Annotated in this window: 15 protein-coding genes; 12 read left to right on the plus strand and 3 right to left on the minus strand. The window is 72.3% G+C overall.

The features are described from left to right. Nucleotides 1–36 precede the first annotated feature (36 nt). The 5 genes from LUM46_RS25295 to LUM46_RS25315 all read left to right on the plus strand — a co-directional run bounded on the left by LUM46_RS25295 (nucleotide 37) and on the right by LUM46_RS25315 (nucleotide 5,603). Nucleotides 37–1,290 carry a phosphotransferase gene (locus tag LUM46_RS25295; RefSeq protein WP_274997986.1) on the plus strand — a complete coding sequence of 418 codons (1,254 nt, stop codon included), beginning with the start codon at nucleotides 37–39 and terminating at the stop codon, nucleotides 1,288–1,290. Continuing rightward, nucleotides 1,287–2,771: a sensor histidine kinase gene (locus LUM46_RS25300; protein WP_274997987.1), complete on the plus strand. Its 1,485-nt coding sequence runs from the start codon at nucleotides 1,287–1,289 to the stop codon at nucleotides 2,769–2,771. The genes LUM46_RS25295 and LUM46_RS25300 overlap by 4 nt, the downstream gene beginning before the upstream one ends. Further along, nucleotides 2,768–3,433: a response regulator transcription factor gene (locus LUM46_RS25305; protein ID WP_274997988.1), complete on the plus strand. Its 666-nt coding sequence runs from the start codon at nucleotides 2,768–2,770 to the stop codon at nucleotides 3,431–3,433. The genes LUM46_RS25300 and LUM46_RS25305 overlap by 4 nt, the downstream gene beginning before the upstream one ends. A gap of 139 nt (nucleotides 3,434–3,572) precedes the next feature. Continuing rightward, entirely contained in the window at nucleotides 3,573–4,025 is a 453-nt protein-coding gene (locus LUM46_RS25310; protein WP_274997989.1) for a hypothetical protein, read from the plus strand. An 84-nt stretch (nucleotides 4,026–4,109) separates the two neighbouring features. Then, the gene (locus LUM46_RS25315) at nucleotides 4,110–5,603 is read left to right on the plus strand and encodes a M81 family metallopeptidase (protein WP_274997990.1); all 1,494 of its coding nucleotides are present in this window, start codon (nucleotides 4,110–4,112) and stop codon (nucleotides 5,601–5,603) included. Between the two features lie 16 nt (nucleotides 5,604–5,619). On the opposite strand, the gene LUM46_RS25320 is transcribed toward LUM46_RS25315, so the two are convergent. Further along, the gene (locus tag LUM46_RS25320) at nucleotides 5,620–6,744 is read right to left on the minus strand and encodes a GNAT family N-acetyltransferase (protein ID WP_274997991.1); all 1,125 of its coding nucleotides are present in this window, start codon (nucleotides 6,742–6,744) and stop codon (nucleotides 5,620–5,622) included. 63 nt (nucleotides 6,745–6,807) lie between these two features. On the opposite strand from LUM46_RS25320, the gene LUM46_RS25325 reads away from it, so the two are divergent. Continuing rightward, nucleotides 6,808–9,285 (plus strand): glycoside hydrolase family 3 C-terminal domain-containing protein, encoded by a 2,478-nt coding sequence (locus tag LUM46_RS25325; protein ID WP_274997992.1) that lies wholly within the window; start codon nucleotides 6,808–6,810, stop codon nucleotides 9,283–9,285. 62 nt (nucleotides 9,286–9,347) lie between these two features. Here the strand turns inward: LUM46_RS25325 and LUM46_RS25330 are convergent, their stop codons facing one another. Together LUM46_RS25330 and LUM46_RS25335 are read right to left on the minus strand one after the other, a co-directional pair. Continuing rightward, the gene (locus tag LUM46_RS25330) at nucleotides 9,348–10,484 is read right to left on the minus strand and encodes a GNAT family N-acetyltransferase (protein ID WP_274997993.1); all 1,137 of its coding nucleotides are present in this window, start codon (nucleotides 10,482–10,484) and stop codon (nucleotides 9,348–9,350) included. A 64-nt stretch (nucleotides 10,485–10,548) separates the two neighbouring features. Beyond that, nucleotides 10,549–11,658, minus strand: a complete 1,110-nt coding sequence (locus tag LUM46_RS25335; RefSeq protein ID WP_274997995.1) for a LacI family DNA-binding transcriptional regulator — start codon at nucleotides 11,656–11,658, stop codon at nucleotides 10,549–10,551. A 178-nt stretch (nucleotides 11,659–11,836) separates the two neighbouring features. Between LUM46_RS25335 and LUM46_RS25340 the strand changes: the two genes are divergently transcribed. The 6 genes from LUM46_RS25340 (at nucleotide 11,837) to LUM46_RS25365 (ending at nucleotide 21,190) form a co-directional block, all read left to right on the plus strand. Further along, nucleotides 11,837–13,156, plus strand: coding sequence for an ABC transporter substrate-binding protein (locus tag LUM46_RS25340; protein ID WP_274997996.1), 1,320 nt, complete (start codon nucleotides 11,837–11,839; stop codon nucleotides 13,154–13,156). A gap of 4 nt (nucleotides 13,157–13,160) precedes the next feature. Next, nucleotides 13,161–14,123 (plus strand): carbohydrate ABC transporter permease, encoded by a 963-nt coding sequence (locus LUM46_RS25345; protein ID WP_374726962.1) that lies wholly within the window; start codon nucleotides 13,161–13,163, stop codon nucleotides 14,121–14,123. Between the two features lie 23 nt (nucleotides 14,124–14,146). Then, complete coding sequence (locus tag LUM46_RS25350) at nucleotides 14,147–15,022, plus strand: carbohydrate ABC transporter permease (protein WP_374727014.1); 876 nt, start codon at nucleotides 14,147–14,149, stop codon at nucleotides 15,020–15,022. A 90-nt stretch (nucleotides 15,023–15,112) separates the two neighbouring features. After that, entirely contained in the window at nucleotides 15,113–17,560 is a 2,448-nt protein-coding gene (locus LUM46_RS25355; RefSeq protein ID WP_274997998.1) for a beta-xylosidase/alpha-l-arabinosidase, read from the plus strand. A gap of 27 nt (nucleotides 17,561–17,587) precedes the next feature. Further along, nucleotides 17,588–17,944 (plus strand): RNA-binding S4 domain-containing protein, encoded by a 357-nt coding sequence (locus tag LUM46_RS25360; protein ID WP_274997999.1) that lies wholly within the window; start codon nucleotides 17,588–17,590, stop codon nucleotides 17,942–17,944. 171 nt (nucleotides 17,945–18,115) lie between these two features. After that, the gene (locus LUM46_RS25365; protein WP_274998000.1) at nucleotides 18,116–21,190 is read left to right on the plus strand and encodes a S8 family serine peptidase; all 3,075 of its coding nucleotides are present in this window, start codon (nucleotides 18,116–18,118) and stop codon (nucleotides 21,188–21,190) included. The last annotated feature ends 73 nt before the right edge of the window (nucleotides 21,191–21,263 follow it).

The raw sequence follows: 21,263 nt of genomic DNA on the forward strand, positions 1-21,263 counted from the left end.
GGGGCTTCCGTGGGTGGCGGCTGCGAGGATTGCCGGGTGAACACGCACCTCGACCTGCTGACCGGTGACGCCGCCGCGGGGCTGCTCGATGCCGCCGTGGCCACGGCCGGTGGCGAGCTCGTGGACTGGCGGGTGCGTCAGGTGGACCATCGACCGGGCTCGACCACCACCGTCGCCTACCGGGCGACGGTGCGCTGGGACGGCGTGGAGCGGTCCGAGACGCTCGGCGCGAGCGTCGGCCGCTCCCGCGACGGCCGCAAGCCGGGTGTGGTCACGCTGTCCGACGGCGACGCGACGGTCGCCGTGTGGCGGTTCCCCGGCGACCCGGCACTGCCCGCGCTGCCCCGCGCCTTCAGCCCTGACGCGGTGGAGGAGCTCCTCGCAGGCCTCGGCGTCGGCCCCGAGGCGCGCGCACACCCCGAGCTCAAGGTCCGGGCCTACCGCCCGACCCGGCGCGCGGTGATCGAGGCCAGGGCCCGGGCAGCGCGCGTGTTCCTCAAGGTGCTGCGCCCCCGCAAGGTCGCCGACCTGCACCGGCGGCACGAGCTCCTGTCGAGGGCCGGCCTGCCCGTCCCGCGGCCGCTCGGCTGGTCGGAGGACGGTCTGCTCGTCCTGTCCCCGCTGCACGGCACCGAGATGCGCACCGCCGTCCGGGACGGTGGGCGCATCCCGACCCCGCTGGAGGTGCTGGAGCTGCTCGACCGCCTGCCCGCCGAGGTGCGGGACCTGCCGCGGCGCCCCGCCTGGAGCGAGTCGGCAGCGCACTACGCCGGCGTCATCGGGGCGGCGCTGCCCGCAGAGGCAGGCCGGGCCGCCGATCTGGCCGGCGACGTGCAGGCGCGGCTCGCGGAACGTGGGACCGGCGCCGACCCCACGCACGGCGACCTCTACGAGGCACAGATCATGCTCACCGACGGCCGGATCACCGGGCTGCTCGACGTCGACTCCGCCGGTCCCGGTCACCGGGCCGACGACCTCGCCTGCCTCGTCGCCCACCTGGACGTGCTGTCCCTGGTGCAGAGTCCGGACGCCGCGCAGACGACGTACGCGGCCCGGATGCGCAAGCTCGCCGCCGACTACGCCGCGGGGTTCGTGGCGGCTCCGGGCGGTCGGGGCGCCGACCGGAGCGACCTGGCCGCACGGGTCGCCGGGGTGCTGCTGTCCTTGGCCACCGGGCCGCACCGGGTGCAGGAGCAGGGGTGGCAGGCGGCGACATCACGCCGTCTGGACGTCGTGGCCGGCTGGCTCGACGGGTCGAGGCTCGCGGAGTCCGGCGTGGGCCGCGCATGAGTCTGCGTCGGCCGTCGGTACGGGCCAAGGTGGTGACGGTGGTCGTGTCGGTGACCGCCATCGGGCTGCTCGCGACGGGTCTGCTCACCCACGCCATCCAGTCCCAGCAGATCATGGACGACATCTCCGAGGACTTCGACCAGGAGATCGGGGAGCTGCAGCAGCTCGCCGAGACCGGCGTGGACCCGGAGACGGGCGAGGAGTTCCACGGCGCCGGCCGGCTCATGAGCATCGCCATGGAGCGGAACGTGCCAGGCACCAACGAGATGTTCGTGAGCTACCTGGACGGCGAGCACCAGCAGACCAACCCGCCCACGAGGGGTCGGGTGGTGGCGGAGCACCCGGTGGTCCAGGCCGCGGTCCAGGACCTGACGCCGGAGTCGGCGCGGACGGTCCAGCGTGAGATCGACACCCCGGAGATGGGCCGTGTGTGGTTCGTCATCGTGCCCGTGACGGTGCCCGACCGTCAGGAGGTGGGCGCCTTCGTCATGGCCTCCGCGCTGGACGACGCGCTCCGGGCGGAGACCGACGTGATGCGCACCTACGCGATCGTCTGCTGCGTGGCGCTGGTGCTCCTGGGGCTGTTCGCGTGGCTGGTCGTGAGCCGCCTGCTGCGCCCGCTGCGGCAGCTGAGCTCGACCGCCACCCGGGTGACCGAGACCGACCTGTCCCAGCGGGTCCCCGTGGCCACCGACGACGACCTCGGCGAGCTCGCGGGAGCGTTCAACACGATGCTCGACCGGCTGTCCACCGCCATCGAGACGCAGCGCCAGTTCCTGGACGACGCCGGGCACGAGCTCCGGACGCCGCTGACCGTCCTGCGGGGCCACCTGGAGGTGCTCGACCCGGACGACCCGGCGGACGTGCGCGAGACCCGGGACCTCCTGCTCGACGAGACGTCCCGGATGGGCCAGATCGTCGAGGAGCTGGTGCTGCTCGCCAAGGCCGAACGGTCCGACTTCGTGACCACCGCGCCCGTGGACCTCGGCCGTCTCACCGACGACGTGCACGACAAGGCCCGCGCGCTGGGCGCGCGCCGCTGGGTGGTGGACGCCCGGGCCGACGCCGAGGTGGTCGCCGACGCGCACCGGCTCACCCAGGCGGTGCTGCAGCTCGCGGACAACGCGGTGAAGTTCACGGGACCCGACGACGAGGTGGGTATCGGCACGCAGGTGTTCGACGGGCCCGCCGGCCGCCAGGTGCGGCTCTGGGTCCGGGACACCGGCCCCGGCGTGCCGCCCGGGGAGGCGGAGCGCATCTTCGACCGGTTCGCGCGGGGCAGCACGACGGGTGGCGCGCCCGGCTCCGGCCTGGGCCTCGCCATCGTGCGGGCCATCGCGCAGGGGCACGGCGGTGACGTGGTGGTCGAGCGGTCCGATGGTGGCGGTGCACGCTTCGTGATGACCTGGCCGGCCGACGGCGCCGCGCCGGCGAGCAGCCAGCCCGGTTCGAGGAGTTCGGCGACGGAGGAGACAGGGTGAACCAGATCCTGATCGCGGAGGACGAGGAACGCATCGCGCAGTTCGTGCGCAAAGGGCTGAAGGCGCACGGGTTCCAGCCCACCGTGGTGTCCGACGGCGCGTCCGCGCTGGCCCATGCCATGTCCGGCGGCTACGACCTGATGGTCCTGGACATCGGGCTTCCCGTGCTGGACGGGTTCACGGTGCTGCAGCGCCTGCGCGACGTCGGCTCGACGCTGCCGGTGGTGATCCTGACCGCCCGGGACTCGCTGTCCGACCGGGTGGCGGGCCTGGAGGGCGGTGCGGACGACTACATGTCCAAGCCCTTCGGCTTCGACGAGCTGCTCGCCCGCATCCGGCTGCGCCTGCGCCGTGCCACGGGAGAGGCCGCGTCGTCGGACCGGCTGGAGCACGGCGACGTCGGACTGGATCTGCGGACCCGCACCGCCACCGTGTCGGGGCGTGCGGTGGAGCTGTCGGCGCGCGAGTTCGCGCTCGCCGAGGTGTTCCTCCAGCACCCGGGCCAGGTGATGTCGCGCGAGCAGCTGCTGTCGCGGGTCTGGGGGTACGACTTCGATCCCGGCTCCAACGTGGTCGACGTGTACGTGCGATACCTGCGCAAGAAGCTCGGGGCGGACCGGATCGAGACGGTGCGCGGGGCGGGCTACCGGTTCCGGGGCTGACTCGCCGCAGGGGCTCCTGCCGTCCGGCTCGAGATGAGAGGTGTCTCATGCGGGTCTCCTCATCGCCTCATCCTGGCGGCGCAGACTCTCTACCAGGAGGCACCCGGCAGGGGGTGCCGCGAGACCGGAGGTCACAGAGATGAACCCCTCGACCATGAAGAAGCGCTGGGCCATCGTCGGGGCGGCTGCCGTGCTCGGAGTCGCCGGCGCGACGACTGCCGCGGCGCTGAACGACCCGGCCCCGCGGGCGGTGTCCTCCGCGGCCGTCGCCCTGGACGGCCCCACGCAGCCCGACGGCGGTGCGGCCCCTGCGACCGCCGACCCCTCGCCGGAGTCGGCGGACTCGCCGAACGAGTCGGCCCGCGACACCCCGGGCTCCGCCCAGTCGGCGGACTCGCCGGGCGACGCGAACTACGACCCCTCGCCGGAGTCGGCGGACTCGCCGAACGAGTCGGCGCACGACACCCCGGGCTCCGCGCAGTCGGCGGACTCGCCGGGCGACGCGAACTACGTCGATGACGAGGACGACAACACCCCGAACGACGCGGACGACGACGCGGACGACGACGCGGACGACCGGGGCGACGACTGACGTCCGGCGGCCCGATGCCCGACACCTGGTCTTTTACCGTGGAATAAGCGCTAAGTCGTAACCCGTCCCGCCTACACTGCGCGCGTGACCCGTACCCTCCGACGGCCGCGGATCGCGATCTGCGGCATGGCCATCGAGTCCAGCACGTTCTCTCCGCACCGCTCGGGCTGGGAGGCGTTCACCCTTCTGCGCGGCAACGAGCTCGTCCGCCGGTACCCGTTCCTGCGGGACGGCGCGCCGCTGCGCCGGGAGGCCGAATGGGTGGGGGTGCTGCGGGCCGGGGCGCTCCCGGGCGGGGCGGTCCTCACCGACGTCTACGAGACGGTCCGGACCGAGATCGGTCTGGCGCTGGAGGCGCAGGGCCCGTTCGACGGCGTGCTGCTCGACGTCCACGGCGCCATGACGGTGCTCGGGTACACGGACGCGGAGGCGGACCTCGCGCGGGCGGTGCGTGCCGCCGTCGGGCCGGACTGCCTGATCTCCGCCTCGATGGACCTGCACGGCAACGTGTCTCGGGAGCTCGCCGAGACCGCCGACCTGGTCACCTGCCACCGCATGACCCCGCACGAGGACGATGACGAGGCGCGGGACCGCGCGGCCACGAACCTGCTGCGCCGGATCGACGGGTCGGGCCGGCCACGCAAGGCCTGGGTGCAGGTCCCGGTGCTGCTGCCGGGGGAGAAGACGAGCACCCGGCTCGAGCCGGCGCGGGGCATCTACGAGGACGTGGCTCGGGTCGGAGCGCTGGACGGCGTCCTGGACGCCTCGGTATGGGTCGGGTACGCGTGGGCGGACGAGCCGCGCTGCCGGGCCGCCGTCGTGGTCATGGGGGACGACGACGCGCTCATCGCTCGCGAGGCCGAGCGGCTCGCGCGCCGGTACTGGGACGCCCGCGACCAGTTCGAGTTCGTCGCGCCGGCGGGAACCTACGAGGAGTGCCTGAAGGCGGTGCTCGCGAGCGACGCGCAGCCGTTCGTCCTCTCGGACTCCGGCGACAACCCCATGGCAGGCGGTGCGGGTGACGTCACCTGGACCCTCGCGCGGCTCCTGGCGGAGCCCGCCTTCGCCAACCTGCCCGAGGCAGGCGGCCGCAGCGCCATCTACGCGTCCCTGCCCGACCCCGACGCCGTCCGTACCGTGGCCGACGCCGGCGTGGGCCACGTCGTCGAGGTGACGGCCGGTGCCCGGGTCGACGCCGGCCCGCACGGGCCGGTCACGCTGCGCGGCGTGGTGGAGCACGTCCGGGAGGACGACCCGGTGGGCGGCACCGTCTGCGTCGTGGCGGCCGGCGGGCTCAAGGTGATCCTCACCGAACGCCGCAGGCCCTATCACCTGGAGTCGGACTTCACGGCGCTCGGGCTCGACCCGCGCGGCACTGACGTCGTGGTGGTGAAGATCGGGAACCTCGAGACCGAGCTCTACGACATGGCCGACGACTGGATGCTCATGCTCAGCCCGGGCGCCGTGGACCAGGACCTGCTCCGCCTGCGGCACACGAACCTGGGCGGCCCGGTGCACCCGTTCGACCCGGACGAGGCATTCGGCGAGTCTCCGAACCTGACCCCGCACCTCCTCTGACGCTCACAACACACCGCTAGAGCGGGCCCTGGAAGTTCGCGCAGCCGCCCGCCGGGACGAAGCCCAGCGCGATGTTGATCCCGAGCATGTGCGGGTTCTCCTCGTTGTTCCAGGTGTAGATGCGCTGCGCGCCGGGCCGCAGCCGAGCGTGCTCGCGCAGGTTCGCCGCCTTGAGGAGCATCCCGAGCCGGTGCCCCCGGTGCGCACGCAGCACCACCGTGGACTCCTGATCGGTGTGGTCCGGCTTCTCGTCGTTCCAGAGCAGCATGGTGATCCCGGCGAGCTCGCCCGTGGCCACGTGCTCCGCGGCGGTCACCACGTACCGGTCACCCCGCGCGGCGATCACGGCCTCCTGCGCCCGGATCCGGTCGGCGTCCCAGACGTCGGACTCGATGTCGAGACCGCCACGCGGCTCGTCGTCGGCCAGCGCCTGCTCCAGCGCGGCATACGGCGCCACCCACTGCTCGGGCGTGGGGGCGAGCCAGGTGTGGAGCCGATACGCATCACCCGCGGCGGCCCGCGCCTCGGCCTCGAGGCGGGCGACCGTCTCCGGCGCGACCGGCAGATCGAGGCGGGACCGCCGCTCGACGATCTGCAGGGTGAGGCCCAGCTTCTGCGCCATCCGCACCCCCGGCAGGTCCGCGGAGACCTTTCCGTTGCCCGACGCCGGGACCAGCGTCTCGCCGTCTGCGCCGTCCGGTCCGAAGTCGACGTAGGCCCTGAGCGACGTCCGGCCCTCCGCCCGGGCCGTGCTCGTCGCCCACTCGGCCAGGGCGGTGCCGATGCCCTGTCCCCGGTGGTCCGGATGCACCACCACGCCGGTGTGGGCCAGCTCCGGGTTCGACCGGACGTGCAGGAACACCGTGGCCTCGCCGACAACCTGCGGGCCGCCCGGCGTCGCCACGACGGCGACCTGACGCAGCTTGCGCATGTAGCTCTGGTTGTTCATCCCGACCAGGATCCCGAGCGGCGCCGGGGCGCCGTCCGGATTGCCGAGGTCGGCGCGCTGCGCGGCCGCGTGCAGGTTCGCTATACCCCGGTACGCCCAGGCGTCGGCGTCCTCGAGCGAGGACGGGTGCGGAGGGGCCATCAACCGCCACGCCGACGTCGCCGGGGCGGGTACTGCTGAGGGTGAGGTCATGTGCCCAGAGTGCTCCCGGACGTGCCGGAACGCACGGCTTTTTGCGCCGGGTAGCGTGACCACATGACGAAGAAGCCGCAGGCCCGCACCGCAGTCGCCACCGCAGCGGGGCCTGGGGCGATCGTCAGGAAGCTCACCCTCGAGCAGAAGGCGCGGCTCCTGTCCGGCGCCTCGTTCTGGACCACCGCCGAGGTGCCCGGCGTCCCCTCGGTGTTTCTCGCGGACGGCCCGCACGGGGTGCGGCGGCTCGCCCCCGACGTCGGCGACATCGAGGGCGCGGTTCCCGCCACCTGCTTCCCGCCGGCGGTCGCACTCGGCAGCACGTTCGACGTCGACCTGGTCCGGCGTGTGGGCGAGGCGGTGGCGGACGAGGCCAAGCGGCGCGGCGTCGACGTGGTGCTCGGGCCCGGCATCAACATCAAGCGCAGCCCGCTGTGCGGGCGCAACTTCGAGTACGTGTCCGAGGACCCGCTGCTCGCCGGCGAGATCGGTGCGGCCCTCGTCACCGGCATCCAGGGCAACGGCGTCGCCACGAGCCTCAAGCACTTCGCCGCCAACAACCAGGAGACGGAACGCATGCGCGTCTCCGCCGACATCGACGAGCGCACCCTCCGCGAGATCTACCTGCGCGGCTTCCAGCGGGTCGTCACCACGGCGCAGCCGGCGACCCTCATGTCGTCCTACAACCGTGTCAACGGCACGCACACCGGTGAGGACCGCCGCCTCACCACCGACATCCTCCGTGGCGAATGGGGCTTCGAGGGCCTCGTCATGTCCGACTGGGGTGCGGTCCACGACCGGGTCGCCGGAGTCGGCGCAGGTCTTGACCTGGAGATGCCCGCCGCCGGGGAGACCCGCGTCAAGGAGCTCGTCACGGCGGTGAGGTCCGGCACCCTCGACGTCGTCGACGTCGACCGCTCGGCCACCCGGGTCGTCGCGCTGGCGCTCGCGGCGCGGGCCGCGCGCGAGGAGGCGGCGGACGCTGGCGCACCACCGCTCGCCGAGCGCGGCCACGACCCCGAGGCCTGGCACGACGCCGCACACCACGCCCTGGCCCGGGAGGCGGCGAGCCGTGCGGTGGTGCTGCTCAAGAACGACGACGGCCTGCTGCCGCTCGCGCCGAGCACGCGCGTCGCGGTGATCGGCGAGCTCGCCCGCACGCCGCGCTACCAGGGGTCGGGATCGTCGCAGATCGTCCCGACCCAGCTCGACGACGCACTCGCGGCGATCCAGGACTCAGCGCCCGACGTCGTCTTCGCGCCTGGTTACGGGCTCGGCCCGGGAGGGGCCTCGACGAGCTCGACCGGCGGAAGAGCCGGCAACGGGGGCGCGGCCCGTGGGGGTGCGCTCGGAAGGTCGTGGAAGAGGTCGGCCGCTGCGGCCGACGCCGTCGAGGCGCTGGCCGCCGACGCGGTGGCCGCGGCCCGCGACGCCGGTGTGGTGCTGTTCTTCGCGGGCCTGCCGCAGTCGGCCGAGGCGGAGGGCCGCGACCGCGTGGACATCGAGCTGCCCGCCGTCCAGCTCGAGCTGCTCGACCGGGTGCTGCAGGTCAATCCGCGTGTGGTGGTGGTGCTGTCCAACGGTTCGGTGGTCCGGTTGTCCGGGTTCGCGGGCCGGGTGCCCGCGATCGTGGAGGGCTGGCTGCTGGGGCAGGCGGGCGGCGGGGCGCTCGCCGACGTGGTGTACGGACGCGTCAACCCGTCGGGCCGGCTCGCAGAGACCGTCCCGCTGCGCATCGAGGACACCCCTGCCTGGACGAGCTTTCCCGGCACGGGCCTGCGCGTCACCTACGGCGAGGGCATCTACGTCGGCTACCGCTGGTACGACGCGCGCGCCCTGGACGTGCAGTTCCCGTTCGGGCACGGGCTCTCGTACACGACGTTCGCGTACTCGGGGCTGGGGGTCTCGACAGGCTCGACCAACGGGAAGGGTGTGTCCGGCGACGTCGGACTCACCGTGCGCGTGACCGTCACCAACACCGGCGACGTCGCCGGACGCGAGGTGGTGCAGTGCTACGTATCCCTGCCCGGATCGAAGATCCCGCGTGCCCCGCGTTCGCTCGCCGCGTTCGCCGTGGTCGATCTCGCGCCGGGGGAGTCCCGCGAGGTGGAGCTCTCGGTGGCCCGGGACGACCTCGCGTACTGGGACGTCCTGGCCGACCGCTGGCGCGTCGAGGGCGGTACCTATCGGGTGGAGGTGGGCGCCTCGAGCCGCGATGTCCGCGCCACGACGGACTCCGAGGTGCCGTCGGACGGCGTCGTCGCGCCGCTCACCGCCGCTTCCTCGCTGGGCGAGGCGATGGCCCACCCCGTCATCGGCCCGACGGTCATGGGCATGCTGCAGGGCGCGGGCCTGTCCGACGACGTCATGATCATGACCAGCGCGATGCCCCTGGACCGCCTGCCCTATCAGCCAGGTTCGGACGTCACGCACAAGCAGGTACGTCAGCTGCTGGACGTCGCGAACGGCACGGGCGGCGTGGTCACCCGGGCGACCGGCCGCCTCCTCACCCTGGCCGGCCGCTTCCGCAAGCACCGTTGAGTGCTGGCTATCTGCGGGTCTCGGGCCCGCGAAGCCGCAGATACCCAGCACTCAACGAGGGGTCAGAGGCGTTTTTGGAGGGCCGCCTCCGCGCCTGAGGGGCGGAAGCCCAGGGCCACGTTGATGTCGAGCATGTGCGCGTTCTCCTCGGCGTTGAACGTGTGCACGCGCTCGGTCTGCGGGTACCGGGCGGCGAGCTCGCGCAGGTTGACCGCCTTGACCAGCATGCCGAGCCGGTGCCCGCGGTGCGACTTCAGCACGATCGTCTCCTCCTGGAACACGAACGCCGGCTTGCCGTCCTGCAGCAGGAACGACGTGCCGCCCGCGACCTCGCCCGACGGGACGTGCTCCACCAGGGTGGTCAGCAGGCGCTGGCCGCTCGCGGCGCGCTCCTCGAGGTAGACGCGCACCCGCTCGGCGTCCCATGTCTCCTCGCCGAAGTCCAGGTCGCCCTGGGGCACGTCCGTCGTCATCCGGGTCATGAGCTGGGCGTATCCCTCGTGCCACTCCTCGGGGATGCCCTCCCACGTGTGCGTCCGGTAGTCGGCGCCGGCCGTGGCCCGCGCCTCCGCCTCGAACGCCGCCAGCCTGTCAGGATCCGCCGGCAGGTCGAGCCGCGACATGCGTTCCACCTGCTCGACGGTGTATCCCCGCCCGAGCGCGAACCGCACGGCGGGGGCATCGGCGGGGATCCGCCCGACGCCGGTGGTCGGCACCACCGCTTCCTCGTCGGCGGTGGCCTCGCGCGGCGACGCCGCCCAGACGAAGAACGTCGTCCGCCCGGCATCGGCGGCCGCCTCCTCGACGCGTGCCGCGAGGGCCGTGCCGATGCCCCGCCGACGGTGGTCCGGATGGACGCCCACGTAGACGTCCGCGGCATGCGTGTTGTCCTGGAGCGTCATCGCCAGGAACCCGAAGCCGACCACGTCGTCGGCAGTGGGCGCCCCGCCGTCGGGCCGGTCCAGGACCGCGACGAACCGCTGCTTGCGCGCGTACTCCTGGTGCAGCATGCCGCTGATGGTCTGCAGCGCCGGGCGGGCGAGGTCGTCGTACCCGCGGTCGGCGATCTCCGTGGCCCGCTCGACGGCGGCCATCCCGTGGTACGCCCAGGCGTCCGGATGGTCGGCGGACGGTACGGCCGCCACCTCGAGGACGTGCCACGGCTTCGGTGCCGCTGTCGGACCGGTGAGGGAGCTCATGCCACCAGAGTGCCCCGGTCCACCGTCGGCGGCGAGGTTATTTCGGCGGAGCAGGACGTCCGGGTCAGGCGGCAGGCGGGGGAGCCGTGCTCGCGCGCTCGACCAGCCGCGTGGGCAGACGGGTGTGCTTGCCGGCCGTCGTACCCGACTCGAGCATCGCGATGACCATGCGGAGCGCCTCGGCGCCCATCTCGTGCAGGGACTGCGCGATCGTGGTCAGGGGCGGGGTCGACGCCGCGGCCTCGGGGATGTTGTCGAACCCGATGACCGACAGGTCCTCGGGGACACGCAGCCCCAGCTCCTGGGCCACCTGGATGACGTGGATGGCCGACAGGTCGTTCGCGGCGAAGACGGCGGTCGGCCGGTCGGTGCGTTCGAGCAGGTCGTGCGTGGGCCGGTCGGACCGGTCCGGACGGTAGCCGCCCTCGAGCACCAGGCTGGGGTCCGGGGTGAGACCCGCTGCCGCCATCGCCTCGAAGAAGCCGAGCTCGCGCAGGCGGGCCGACTCCAGGTCGGAACGTCCGCCCAGGTAGCCGATGCGCGTGTGGCCGAGGCCGATGAGGTGCTCGGTCGCGGCGCGGGCACCGCCCAGGTTGTCGGAGTCCACGGTGGCCGGTCCGGTGGGGCCGGTGTGCGGGTCGATGGCGACGATCGGGACGCCGTCGTGCTCGGGCAGGGCGAGGGTGGGCGTGACGATCACCACGCCGTCGATCAGGGTGCCGGCCAGGCGGGACAGGGAGCGTCGCTCCCAGCCCACGTGGTCCGAGTGCCCGGCGTCACCGCAGTAGGCGAGGAGCTCGTAGCCCGTGCCGTCGACCGCGGCGGAGATGCCCTTGAGCAGCTCCGTGCTGAACGGCTCGAACTCGGCGACGAGCACGCCGATCACGTTGGTCTGACGGCGGCGCAGGCTGCGCGCGACGAGGGACGACTCGTACCCGAGGTCGGCGACGACACCGAGCACCCGCTCCGCGGTCGCGGCCGCCACGCCGTAGCGACCGTTGACCACCTTGGACACGGTGGCGACCGATACGCCGGCGACGCGCGCGACGTCGGTGATGGTGGCGCGGCCGGTCGCACGTTCCTGGGTGGCGAACGGTTCCGGGGTCCCCGGAACCTTCGCCACGCTGTCACCCGGTCCGGCAGTGGACCCGGGTGAGCCTGTCCCACTGTGCACGGAAGTGAGGGTACCCCGGGCAACGCGGTATGTCTGGCAGACCGATCCGTTTCGAAATCGATATCGAAACCGTTTGACGAAACGGTCGCCCGGCTGCCACGCTCCTGACTGACGGACCTGTCGTCCGTCACCGGCAGACTCCTGCCGACCGTCGATGACGACTACAAGGGGTTCCACAATGAAGAGGAAGATGCGCGGCGCGGCACTGATCGCGCTCGGCAGCACCGTCGCCCTGCTGGCGGCCGGCTGTGTCGGAGCCGGTTCCGGCCCCAGCGAGAGCGAGACCAACGAGAACGCCGACGCCCAGGAGTTCACCTGGTGGCACAACTCCAACACCGGCGAGGGCAAGGCGTACTACGACCAGGTCGCCGCCGACTTCGAGGCCGAGACGGGGGTCAAGGTCGACGTCCAGGCCATGCAGCACGAGGACATGCTGACCAAGCTGCAGGCGGCCTTCCAGTCCGGTGACGACGCGCAGATCCCCGACGTCTACATGAGCCGTGGTGGCGGTGAGCTCGCCGCCGAGGTCGAGGCCGGCCTGGTGCGTGACCTCACCGAGGACTCCGCCGACACGATCAGCACGATCTCCAACTTCACCGATCAGTACTCGGTGGACGACAAGGTCTACGCCCTGCCGTACTCCATGGGCCTGGTCGGCTTCTGGTACAACACGGACCTCTTCGAGGCGGCGGGCATCACCGACGTGTCGCAGAGCCCGACGATCGAGGAGTTCGACGGCTACCTCGAGAAGCTCGAGGAGGCCGGCACCACCCCGATCTCCGTGGGTGCCGGTGACAAGTGGCCGGCCGCGCACTACTGGTACTACGGCGTGGTCCGCGAGTGCCCGTACGACGTGGTCGAGGCCGCCATCGAGAGCACCGACTACTCCGACCCGTGCTTCCTCAAGGCGGGCGAGCACGTCGAGGACATCATCGCGCAGGAGCCGTTCAACCGGGGCTTCCTGACCACCCCGGCCCAGACGGGCCCGACGTCGGCCTCCGGCCTGCTCGCGACCGAGAAGGTCGCGATGGAGCTCGCGGGTCACTGGGAGCCCGGCGTGGCCGGTGGCCTCACCGAGAGCGGCGAGGTGCCGGACTTCCTCGGCTGGTTCGCCTTCCCGACGTTCGACGGCCAGGGCGGCGACCCTGCCGACCAGATGGGCGGCGGCGACGCATGGTCGGTCTCGGCCGCAGCACCCGACGCGGCGGTCGACTTCGCCAACTACCTGCTCTCGGACGAGGTCCAGCAGGGCTTCGCCGAGCTCGACATGGGCCTGCCGACCAACCCCGCCGCGACGGACTCGCTCACGAACGAGACCCTCGCGCAGCTCATCCCGGTGCGCGACGGCGGCGGCGTGACCCAGCTCTACCTCGACACGCGCCTCGGCCAGTCGGTCGGCGGCGCCATGAACGACGAGATCGCCCTCATGTTCGCCGGCGAGTCCGGCCCGCAGGACGTCGTCGACGCCATCCAGTCCGCGGCAGAAGCGGAGCAGTGAGCCAGTGACTGCACCAGCCATGGGCGGGCGCGGCAGGGTGACCTCTGCGTGGCGCAAGCGCCTAGAGATCCTTTTCTTCGTCACGCCCGCCCTGGCACTCTTCGGCCTCTTCGTGGTGTGGCCGATCATCACGGCGGTCCAGCTCTCGGTGTACCGCTGGAAGGGCTTCGGCCCGCTGGTCGACTTCGTCGGCCTGCGCAACTACGTGACCGTGCTGGCCGACGACGTCTTCGTCAACTCGATCGTCCACAACCTGATCATCGTCGGCGGCTCCATAGCGATCCAGCTCCCGCTGGGCCTGGCCATCGCCCTCCTGCTCAACCGCAAGATGTGGGGCCAGGGCCTGCTGCGCACGATCATCTTCGTGCCGTACGTGCTCGCCGAGGTCATCGCGGGCGTGGTCTGGTTCCAGCTCCTGCAGCCGGAGTACGGCGTGATCGACGGTCTGCTCGGCGCCGTCGGCCTGCGGGCGCCGGAGCAGGGCTGGCTCGGTGACCCCGACCTCGCGCTGTGGACGGTGCTCGTCGTGCTCACGTGGAAGTACCTCGGTCTCGCCGTGATCCTGTTCCTCGCGGGGCTGCAGGGTGTGCCGGACGAGCTCTACGAGGCCGCCCAGCTCGACGGCGCCTCGTGGTGGCAGGTGCAGCGCAAGATCACCGTCCCGCTGCTCGGCCCGACGATGCGTACCTGGGCGTTCCTGTCGATGATCGGCGCGCTCCAGCTGTTCGACATGGTGTGGATCCTGACCGGCGGTGGCCCCGCCAACTCCACGACCACCATGGCCACCTACCTGATCAACCAGGGCACCCGGAGCCAGAACTTCGGTATCGCCGGAGCCGCCTCGGTGATCCTCTTCGTCATCGCGCTCATCATGGCCGTCCTGTACCAGCAGCTGATCCTCAGCCGGGACACGCGGTCCGACGTGGTGACGGCGAGAAGGAAGAAGACGAAGAAGGTGATCCGGTGAGTACGTCGAACGCGGCTGTCCTGATGCACGCCCCGACCACGCGCGAACCCGCCAAGCCGGGCCGGACCCGCAGGCGCGGTTCCTTCGGGGGCGGCAACCCCGTCGTCTACGCGATCGCTCTCGTGGTGGTCGCGCTCACCCTCGGGCCGGTCCTCTACGGCGTGCTGGGCGGCTTCCGCACCAACGCGCAGATCGCCCAGGACCCGTCGGGCCTGCCGAGCCCGTGGGTGCTCGACAACTACGTGGGCGTCCTGACCGGTCCCAGCTTCTGGCAGTACGCGCTCAACTCGACGGTGATCGCCGTGCTGACCACCGCGATCACCGTGGTGTTCGGCGTCATGGCCGCCTACCCGCTGGCCCGGTACCAGTTCAAGGGCCGCGAGACGCTGTTCATGGTCTTCGTGGTGGGCCTGCTCTTCCCCGCCACCGTGGCGATCGTCCCGCTGTTCATCCTCATCACGCAGAACCTGCAGCTGGGGAACACCTGGATGGGCGTGGCGCTGCCGCAGGCGGCGTTCGCGCTGCCGGTGACCGTCGTGATCCTGCGGCCGTTCCTCGCCGCGATCCCGAAGGAGCTCGAGGAGGCCGCGCAGCTCGACGGCACCTCACGGATCGGTTTCTTCTGGCGCATCCTGCTGCCGCTGTCGGGTCCGGGCATGGTGACGGTCGGCGTGCTGGCGTTCGTCGGTTCGTGGAACGCGTACCTGCTGCCGTTGCTCCTGCTGCAGTCCGACATGAAGACGCTGCCGCTCGGCGTCGCCGACTTCTCGTCGGAGCACGCGGCGGACACGGCAGGCGTGTTCGCCTTCACGACCCTCGCCATGATCCCTGCCCTGGTGTTCTTCCTGGCCATGCAGCGGCGCATCGTCGGTGGTCTCAGCGGAGCCGTCAAGGGCTGAGCAGGGCGTGGCCGCCGTGCCCGGGTCACGTGACCCGGGCCGGCACGTTTCGAAGCAGGCCTGGACAAGCAGGTCGAGAAAGGGATTTTTATGACGGAGCTGCCCGTGGCGCTTCGGGCGATGCCCGAGGTGTCGGAGCGCGTGCGCGAGCTGCACGCCCAGATGACTCTCGAGGAGAAGCTGGCCCAGCTGGTCGGGTACTGGCTGGACCAGGGCGGCAACGTCGTGGCACCGATGCAGGGCGAGATGGCCGGGGCCCAGGGCTCCGCGACACTCCCCGAGATCACGAAGAACGGCCTCGGCCACTACACCCGTGTGTACGGCACGCGCCCGGTCGATCCCGTCGAGCGGGCGGCGTGGCTCTGGGACGAGCAACGGAGGCTGAAGCGCGAGACGCGCCTCGGGATCCCGGCGCTGGTCCACGAGGAGTGCCTCACCGGCCTGGCGGCCTGGCAGGCAGCGACCTTCCCGACGCCGCTCGCCTGGGGCGCCTCCTTCGACCCGGACCTGGTGGCCGAGATGGGCCGGGTCATCGGGCAGTCCATGCATGAGCTCGGCATCCACCAGGGGCTGGCGCCCGTGCTCGACGTCGTCCGGGACCCTCGCTGGGGGCGCGTCGACGAGTGCATCGGCGAGGACCCGTACCTCGTCGGCACCCTCGGCACCTCCTACGTGCGCGGGCTCCAGGGGGCGGGCGTGCACGCCACGCTCAAGCACTTCGTCGCCTACTCCGGTTCCAAGGCGGGGCGCAACCACGCCCCGGTGAGCGCCGGTCCGCGCGAGATCGCCGACATCTTCCTGCCGCCCTTCGAGATGGCGGTGCTCGACGGCGGGGTGCGCGGCGTCATGGCCTCGTACAACGACGTCGACGGCGTGCCGATGCACTCGTCGGGCGAGTACCTCACCGGCGTGCTCCGCGAGCGGTGGGGGTTCGATGGCGTCGTGGTCGCCGACTACTTCGGGGTGGCGTTCCTGAACGTCATGCACGCGATCGCGGCGGACCGGGGCGCGGCCGCCGCGGCGGCGCTCGAAGCCGGCGTCGACATCGAGCTGCCGTCGGGCGACGCGTATCTCGAGCCGCTCGCCGCGCTCGTGACGGACGGCACCGTACCCGTCGAGATCGTGGACCGGGCGGTGCTGCGCGCGCTCAAGCAGAAGGAGGAGCTGGGTCTCCTCGAGCCGGACGTGTATGAGGACGCGCCGCCCGCCGTCGTCGACCTGGACTCGCCGGCGCACCGCGACGTGGCCAGGCGCCTCGCCGAGGAATCGGTGGTGCTGCTCTCGAACGACGGCGTGCTGCCGCTCGGCTCGTGGCACGACAAGCCGGCCCGCGTGGCGGTGATCGGGCCGAACGCCGCCCGGCCCGAGGCACTGATGGGCTGCTACTCGTTCGCGAACCACGTGCTCGCGCACTTCCCCGGCGTGCCGGCGGGCTTCGAGATCCCGTCGGTGGCCGAGGCGCTGGCCGTGGAGTTCGACCGCGCGGGCCTGCCCGCGCCCGAGCTGACGTTCGCGCGGGGCTGTGACGTCGAGGGTGCGGACACCTCCGGGTTCCCCGAGGCCGTCGCCGCGGCGGAGGCCGCCGACGTCGCGATCGTCGTCGTGGGCGACCAGGCGGGACTGTTCGGCCGCGGCACCGTGGGCGAGGGCAACGACAGCGAGTCGCTGGAGCTGCCCGGCGTCCAGCGCGAGCTGGTCGAGGCGGTGCTCGCCGCCGGCAAGCCGGTCGTCATGGTGCTCATCACCGGCCGTCCGTACGCGGTGGGCTGGGCGCTCGATGCCCCGGAGGACTCGGGCGAGGTCGGCGCGAGGAAGCCCGGCGCGGTGCTCCAGGCGTTCTTCCCGGGCGAGGAGGGCGGCAGTGCGCTCGCCGGCGTCATCTCCGGCCGGGTGAACCCCTCGGGCCGCCTGCCCGTGTCGCTCCCGCGGTCCACGGGCTCGCAGCCGTACTCGTACCTGCACCCGATCCTCGGTGGTGCGTCCGAGGTGACGTCGACCGACTCGACGCCGCCGCGCGCCTTCGGGTTCGGCCTGTCGTACACGACGTTCGCGCGCGAGCTGGTCTCCGTGGACCCGGTGGTCGCCGCTGGTGGCACGTTCCGCGCCGTCGTGACGGTGACGAATACCGGTGCAGTGGCCGGGGCCGACGTCGTGCAGCTGTACGGGCACGACGTGCTGGGCTCCCTCGCCCGGCCCACCGCGCAGCTGCTCGGCTACCACCGGGTCACGCTGGAGCCGGGGGAGTCCACCACGATCGCGTTCGACGTGCCGACCACCAGGTTCGCGTTCACCGACCGGAACATGGTGCGGGTCGTCGAGCCGGGGGACGTCGAGGTGTGGGTAGGTGCGCATGCGGCCGACAGCGTTGTCAGGGTGGTGGCCGAGGGTATCGCCGACCTCGACGAGCCCAACGACGTGCCGGGCGACGGTGCGGTGGTCGCCGCGCCGGCGGCCCGCAAGGTCGTCGCGATCACGGGCGACGTGCACGAGGTGACCACCGCCGACCCCCGATGGGTCGCGGTGGTGGCAGCCTGCTGACGGGCCAGGTGGTGGGAGGATAGGCCGATGCGCATCGACGTCTGGCTGTGGGCGGTGCGGCTGACCAAGAGCCGGTCGGTCGCCGCCGACCTGTGCCGCAGCGGCAGGGTTCGGATCAACGGCAAGGTGGCGAAGGCGTCGGCTTCCGTCGCCGTCGGCGACCGCGTGACGTGGCGAGACCCTCTCCGGGACCGGGTCGTGGAGGTTGTGGAGCTGGTGCCCAAGCGGGTCGGTGCGCCCCTCGCCGCCAAGGCGTACCTGGACCACAGCCCGCCGCTGCCGACGCGGGTCGAACGGGAGGCGGTCGGGCTGCGCGACCGCGGCGCCGGGCGTCCCACCAAGCGTGAGCGGCGCGAGATCGACAAGCTGCGCGGACGGCACTGAACCCTCCGGGCCCGGGCGTCCGCGGTCGTCCGGGCGGGGTGGGTGATTTCTCTGAAATTGCGGGATATCGGGCCGTTGCGGCCGCTAGTGTGCGGCTGTCTTCCCTGTCCGGTCGGGCAGGGCCCCCGGCCCGTGACTGGGCACCCCCGTCCAACTCTCCGGAGTGCCCACATGCATCGTCGTACGTTCGTGACCCGGGCTGTCGCGTCGGCAGCCGCCGTCGCGTTCCTCGCGTCCCCCGCGGCAGCGGTCGCCGCGCCGGACCCCGCCCCGGGTGACCGGTCCGGGGTCCGGCCCAGCGCCACCGCCGGCCGGGGCGAGCCAGGTCTTCAGGCTCCGCGTGCCGCGGTCGACCCGGCGGACAAGATCACCCCGGCGGCTGCCCGGGCCTTCCGGGCGGAGGGCGAGACGGACTTCTGGCTACGGTTCGCCGAAGAGCCCGATCTCTCGGCGGCTGGCGGGATCACGAGCTGGTCCGAGCGCGGCGAGTACGTGCACGACACGCTCGTCGCCGCGGCGGAGGCGTCCCAGGAGCAGGCGATCGCCGCCCTGGAGAAGTCGGGGACCGAGTACACCTCGTTCTGGGCCACGAACGCGATCCTGGTCGAGGACGGCTCGCTCGACCAGGCGGTCGACCTCGCGGCGGACACCCAGGTCCTGGAGGTCCGGCCCACGACCCGGCACGTGATCGACGAGCCGGAGACGACGGACGGCGCCGTACCGAACGCGGCGGCGAACTCGACGTACGGCATCAAGGCGATCAACGCCGACGACGTGTGGCGCCGCGGGGCCACCGGCGACGGCATCGTCGTCGCGGGCCTCGACAGCGGCGTGAGCCGTACGCACCCGGCCCTCGCCGCGCAGTATCGCGGTGCGACGTCGGGCAACAACTACAACTGGTTCGACGCCGCCCGTGTCGGCGCCAGCGCCCCGCGGGACGACCACGGGCACGGCACCCACACCATGGGCACCATGGTGGGCACGGACGACGGCGCGATGAACATCGGCGTGGCGCCCGGCGCGCAGTGGATCGCGACGAACGGCTGCGCCGACGACTGCGCGGACGCCGCGCTGATCGCGTCGGGCCAGTGGATCCTCGCGCCGACGCGGCTGGACGGCAGCGCGCCCGACGCGGCCCAGCGGCCGCACGTCGTGAACAACTCGTGGGGTCTGTCCTTCTCCACCGACCCGTTCATGGAGGACGTGATCTCCGCCTGGGAGGCCGCAGGCATCTTCAGCACGTGGGCCAACGGCAACGAGGGCGAGTACGGCTGCGAGTCGTCGGGCAGCCCCGGGTCGCGCACGCTGTCCTACTCGGTCGGCGCGTTCACGCCGACGGGTGCGATCGCGTCCTTCTCGTCCCGTGGTCCGGGGCAGAGCGGAACCGTGAAGCCCGACATCGCGGCCCCCGGCGAGAAGGTGCGCTCGGCCGTGCCCGGCGGACGCTACGAGCAGTGGTCCGGGACGTCCATGGCCGCCCCGCACGTCGCGGGCGCCGTCGCGCTGTTGTGGGACGCCGTGCCCGAGCTCGTGGGTGACGTGACGCGCACCCGGGCGATCCTCGACGGGTCCGCAGCCGACGTGCGCGACACGAGCTGTGGCGGCACCACCGACGACAACAACGTGTGGGGCGAGGGCAAGCTCGACGTCCTCGCGGCGTACGAGCTGGCGCAGGCGCAGGCGTTCGCCGCCTCCCCCGAGCCGGTCGTCTCCGGCGCGCAGACCAAGGTCGGCGTGCAGCTCACCGCCACGGTGCCCGCCTGGTCGCCGGCCGCCTCCTTCACGTACCAGTGGCGCCGGGACGGGGCGAAGATCCTCGGGGCGACGAAGAACACCTACACGCCGCGTGGAGCCGACGCCGGCTCCCGGCTCTCCGTGACGGTGCTCGGGTCGGCCACCGGCCGCACGCCCACGGCTCGGACCAGTGCGGAGACCGCCGTGGTCGCGCCCGGGGTCATGACCGCGACCAGGCCCACCATCAGCCCGGCGGCGAAGGTGGGCACCACGCTCTACGCGAAGTCGGGCGCCTGGACCTCCGGCACCACCTTCACCTACCAGTGGCTGGCGAACGGGACGCCCGTCTCCGGTGCGAGGTCCTTCACGTTCGTCCCCACGAGCAGCCACCGCGGCAAGCAGCTCACGGTCACGATCACGGGCAAGCGCCCGGGCTACGTGTCCGAGACCCGCACCAGCCCTGCCGTCACGGTGGGCTACGGGACGTTCTCCGCGCGGTACCCCCGCATCATCGGGAACGTCGCCCGCGGCGCGACCGTGAAGGCGTCCACGCCCCAGTGGGTGCCCGCACGGAGCACGACGAGCTACACCTGGAAGATCGACGGCAGGGCGATCAGCGGGGCGACCGGTTCCAGCTTCCGGGTCCCGTCGAGCTACGCGACCGGACGGGTGCTCACCGTGACGGTGAAGGGGCAGCGCGCCGGGTTCACGACCAAGTCGCTGGAGTCGATCGGCTACAAGGTGGGCAAGCCGTACACGAGGGCACCCTTCCCGAAGCTCAGTGGTACCGCGCGCGTCGGGTCGGTGCTCACGCTGAACCCCGGTACGTGGAGCCCGTCGGCCGGTCTGTCCTACCGGTGGTTCGCCTCCGGCGAGCCGATCGCTGGAGTCACCGGCAAGACGTACCGGCTCAAGGGCAGCGACTACGGCAAGGAGATCGTCGCGACCGTGACCGCACGCAAGTCCGGTTACGCCACGACCTCGCGCACCACCAGCCCCACGGCCGCCGTCGGCAAGCCGCTCACCGCGATCCCCGCGAACGGTGGCTACCTGGTGGGCAGCGGCAGCGTGGCGGCCGGCACCTACGTGGCCGCGGCCGGCTCGCGGTCCTGCGCCTGGACGCGTGAGTCGCGGTCGGCGGTCCTCGGTGCCGACTTCGGCTCCGGTCAGCGGATCGCCACGGTGAAGTCCACCGACTACGGCTTCTGGTCCGACAGCTGCGGCCCCTGGGCCAAGTACTACTCGGGCATGACGAAGCCGAGGACGAGCACGGCCGCCAACGGCGTCTACGTGCTCGGCGACCAGCTCCAGCGCGGGGTCTACGTGACCACCGGACCCGCGGACCCGGCGGCCGGCGTCTGCTACTACGCCGTCATCAACGAGTTCACCGGCCTGGAGAGCCGCGCCAACCTCGCGTCGTACGGGGAGGCGGCCGACCCCAGGACGATCACGCTGCCGTCCGGTGCGAAGGGCTTCGAGACCCTGAACTGCACCTGGCGCCGCGTGAGCTGACCACCCTCGGACGCGCAGGGCACCCCGTGACCTGCGCGTCCGACCGGTCCCTGGTGAGCGAGAGGTAGCCTCG

It is taken from the genome of Promicromonospora iranensis (genome assembly GCF_028994805.1).
GTDB classification, from domain to species: Bacteria; Actinomycetota; Actinomycetes; order Actinomycetales; family Cellulomonadaceae; genus Promicromonospora; species Promicromonospora iranensis.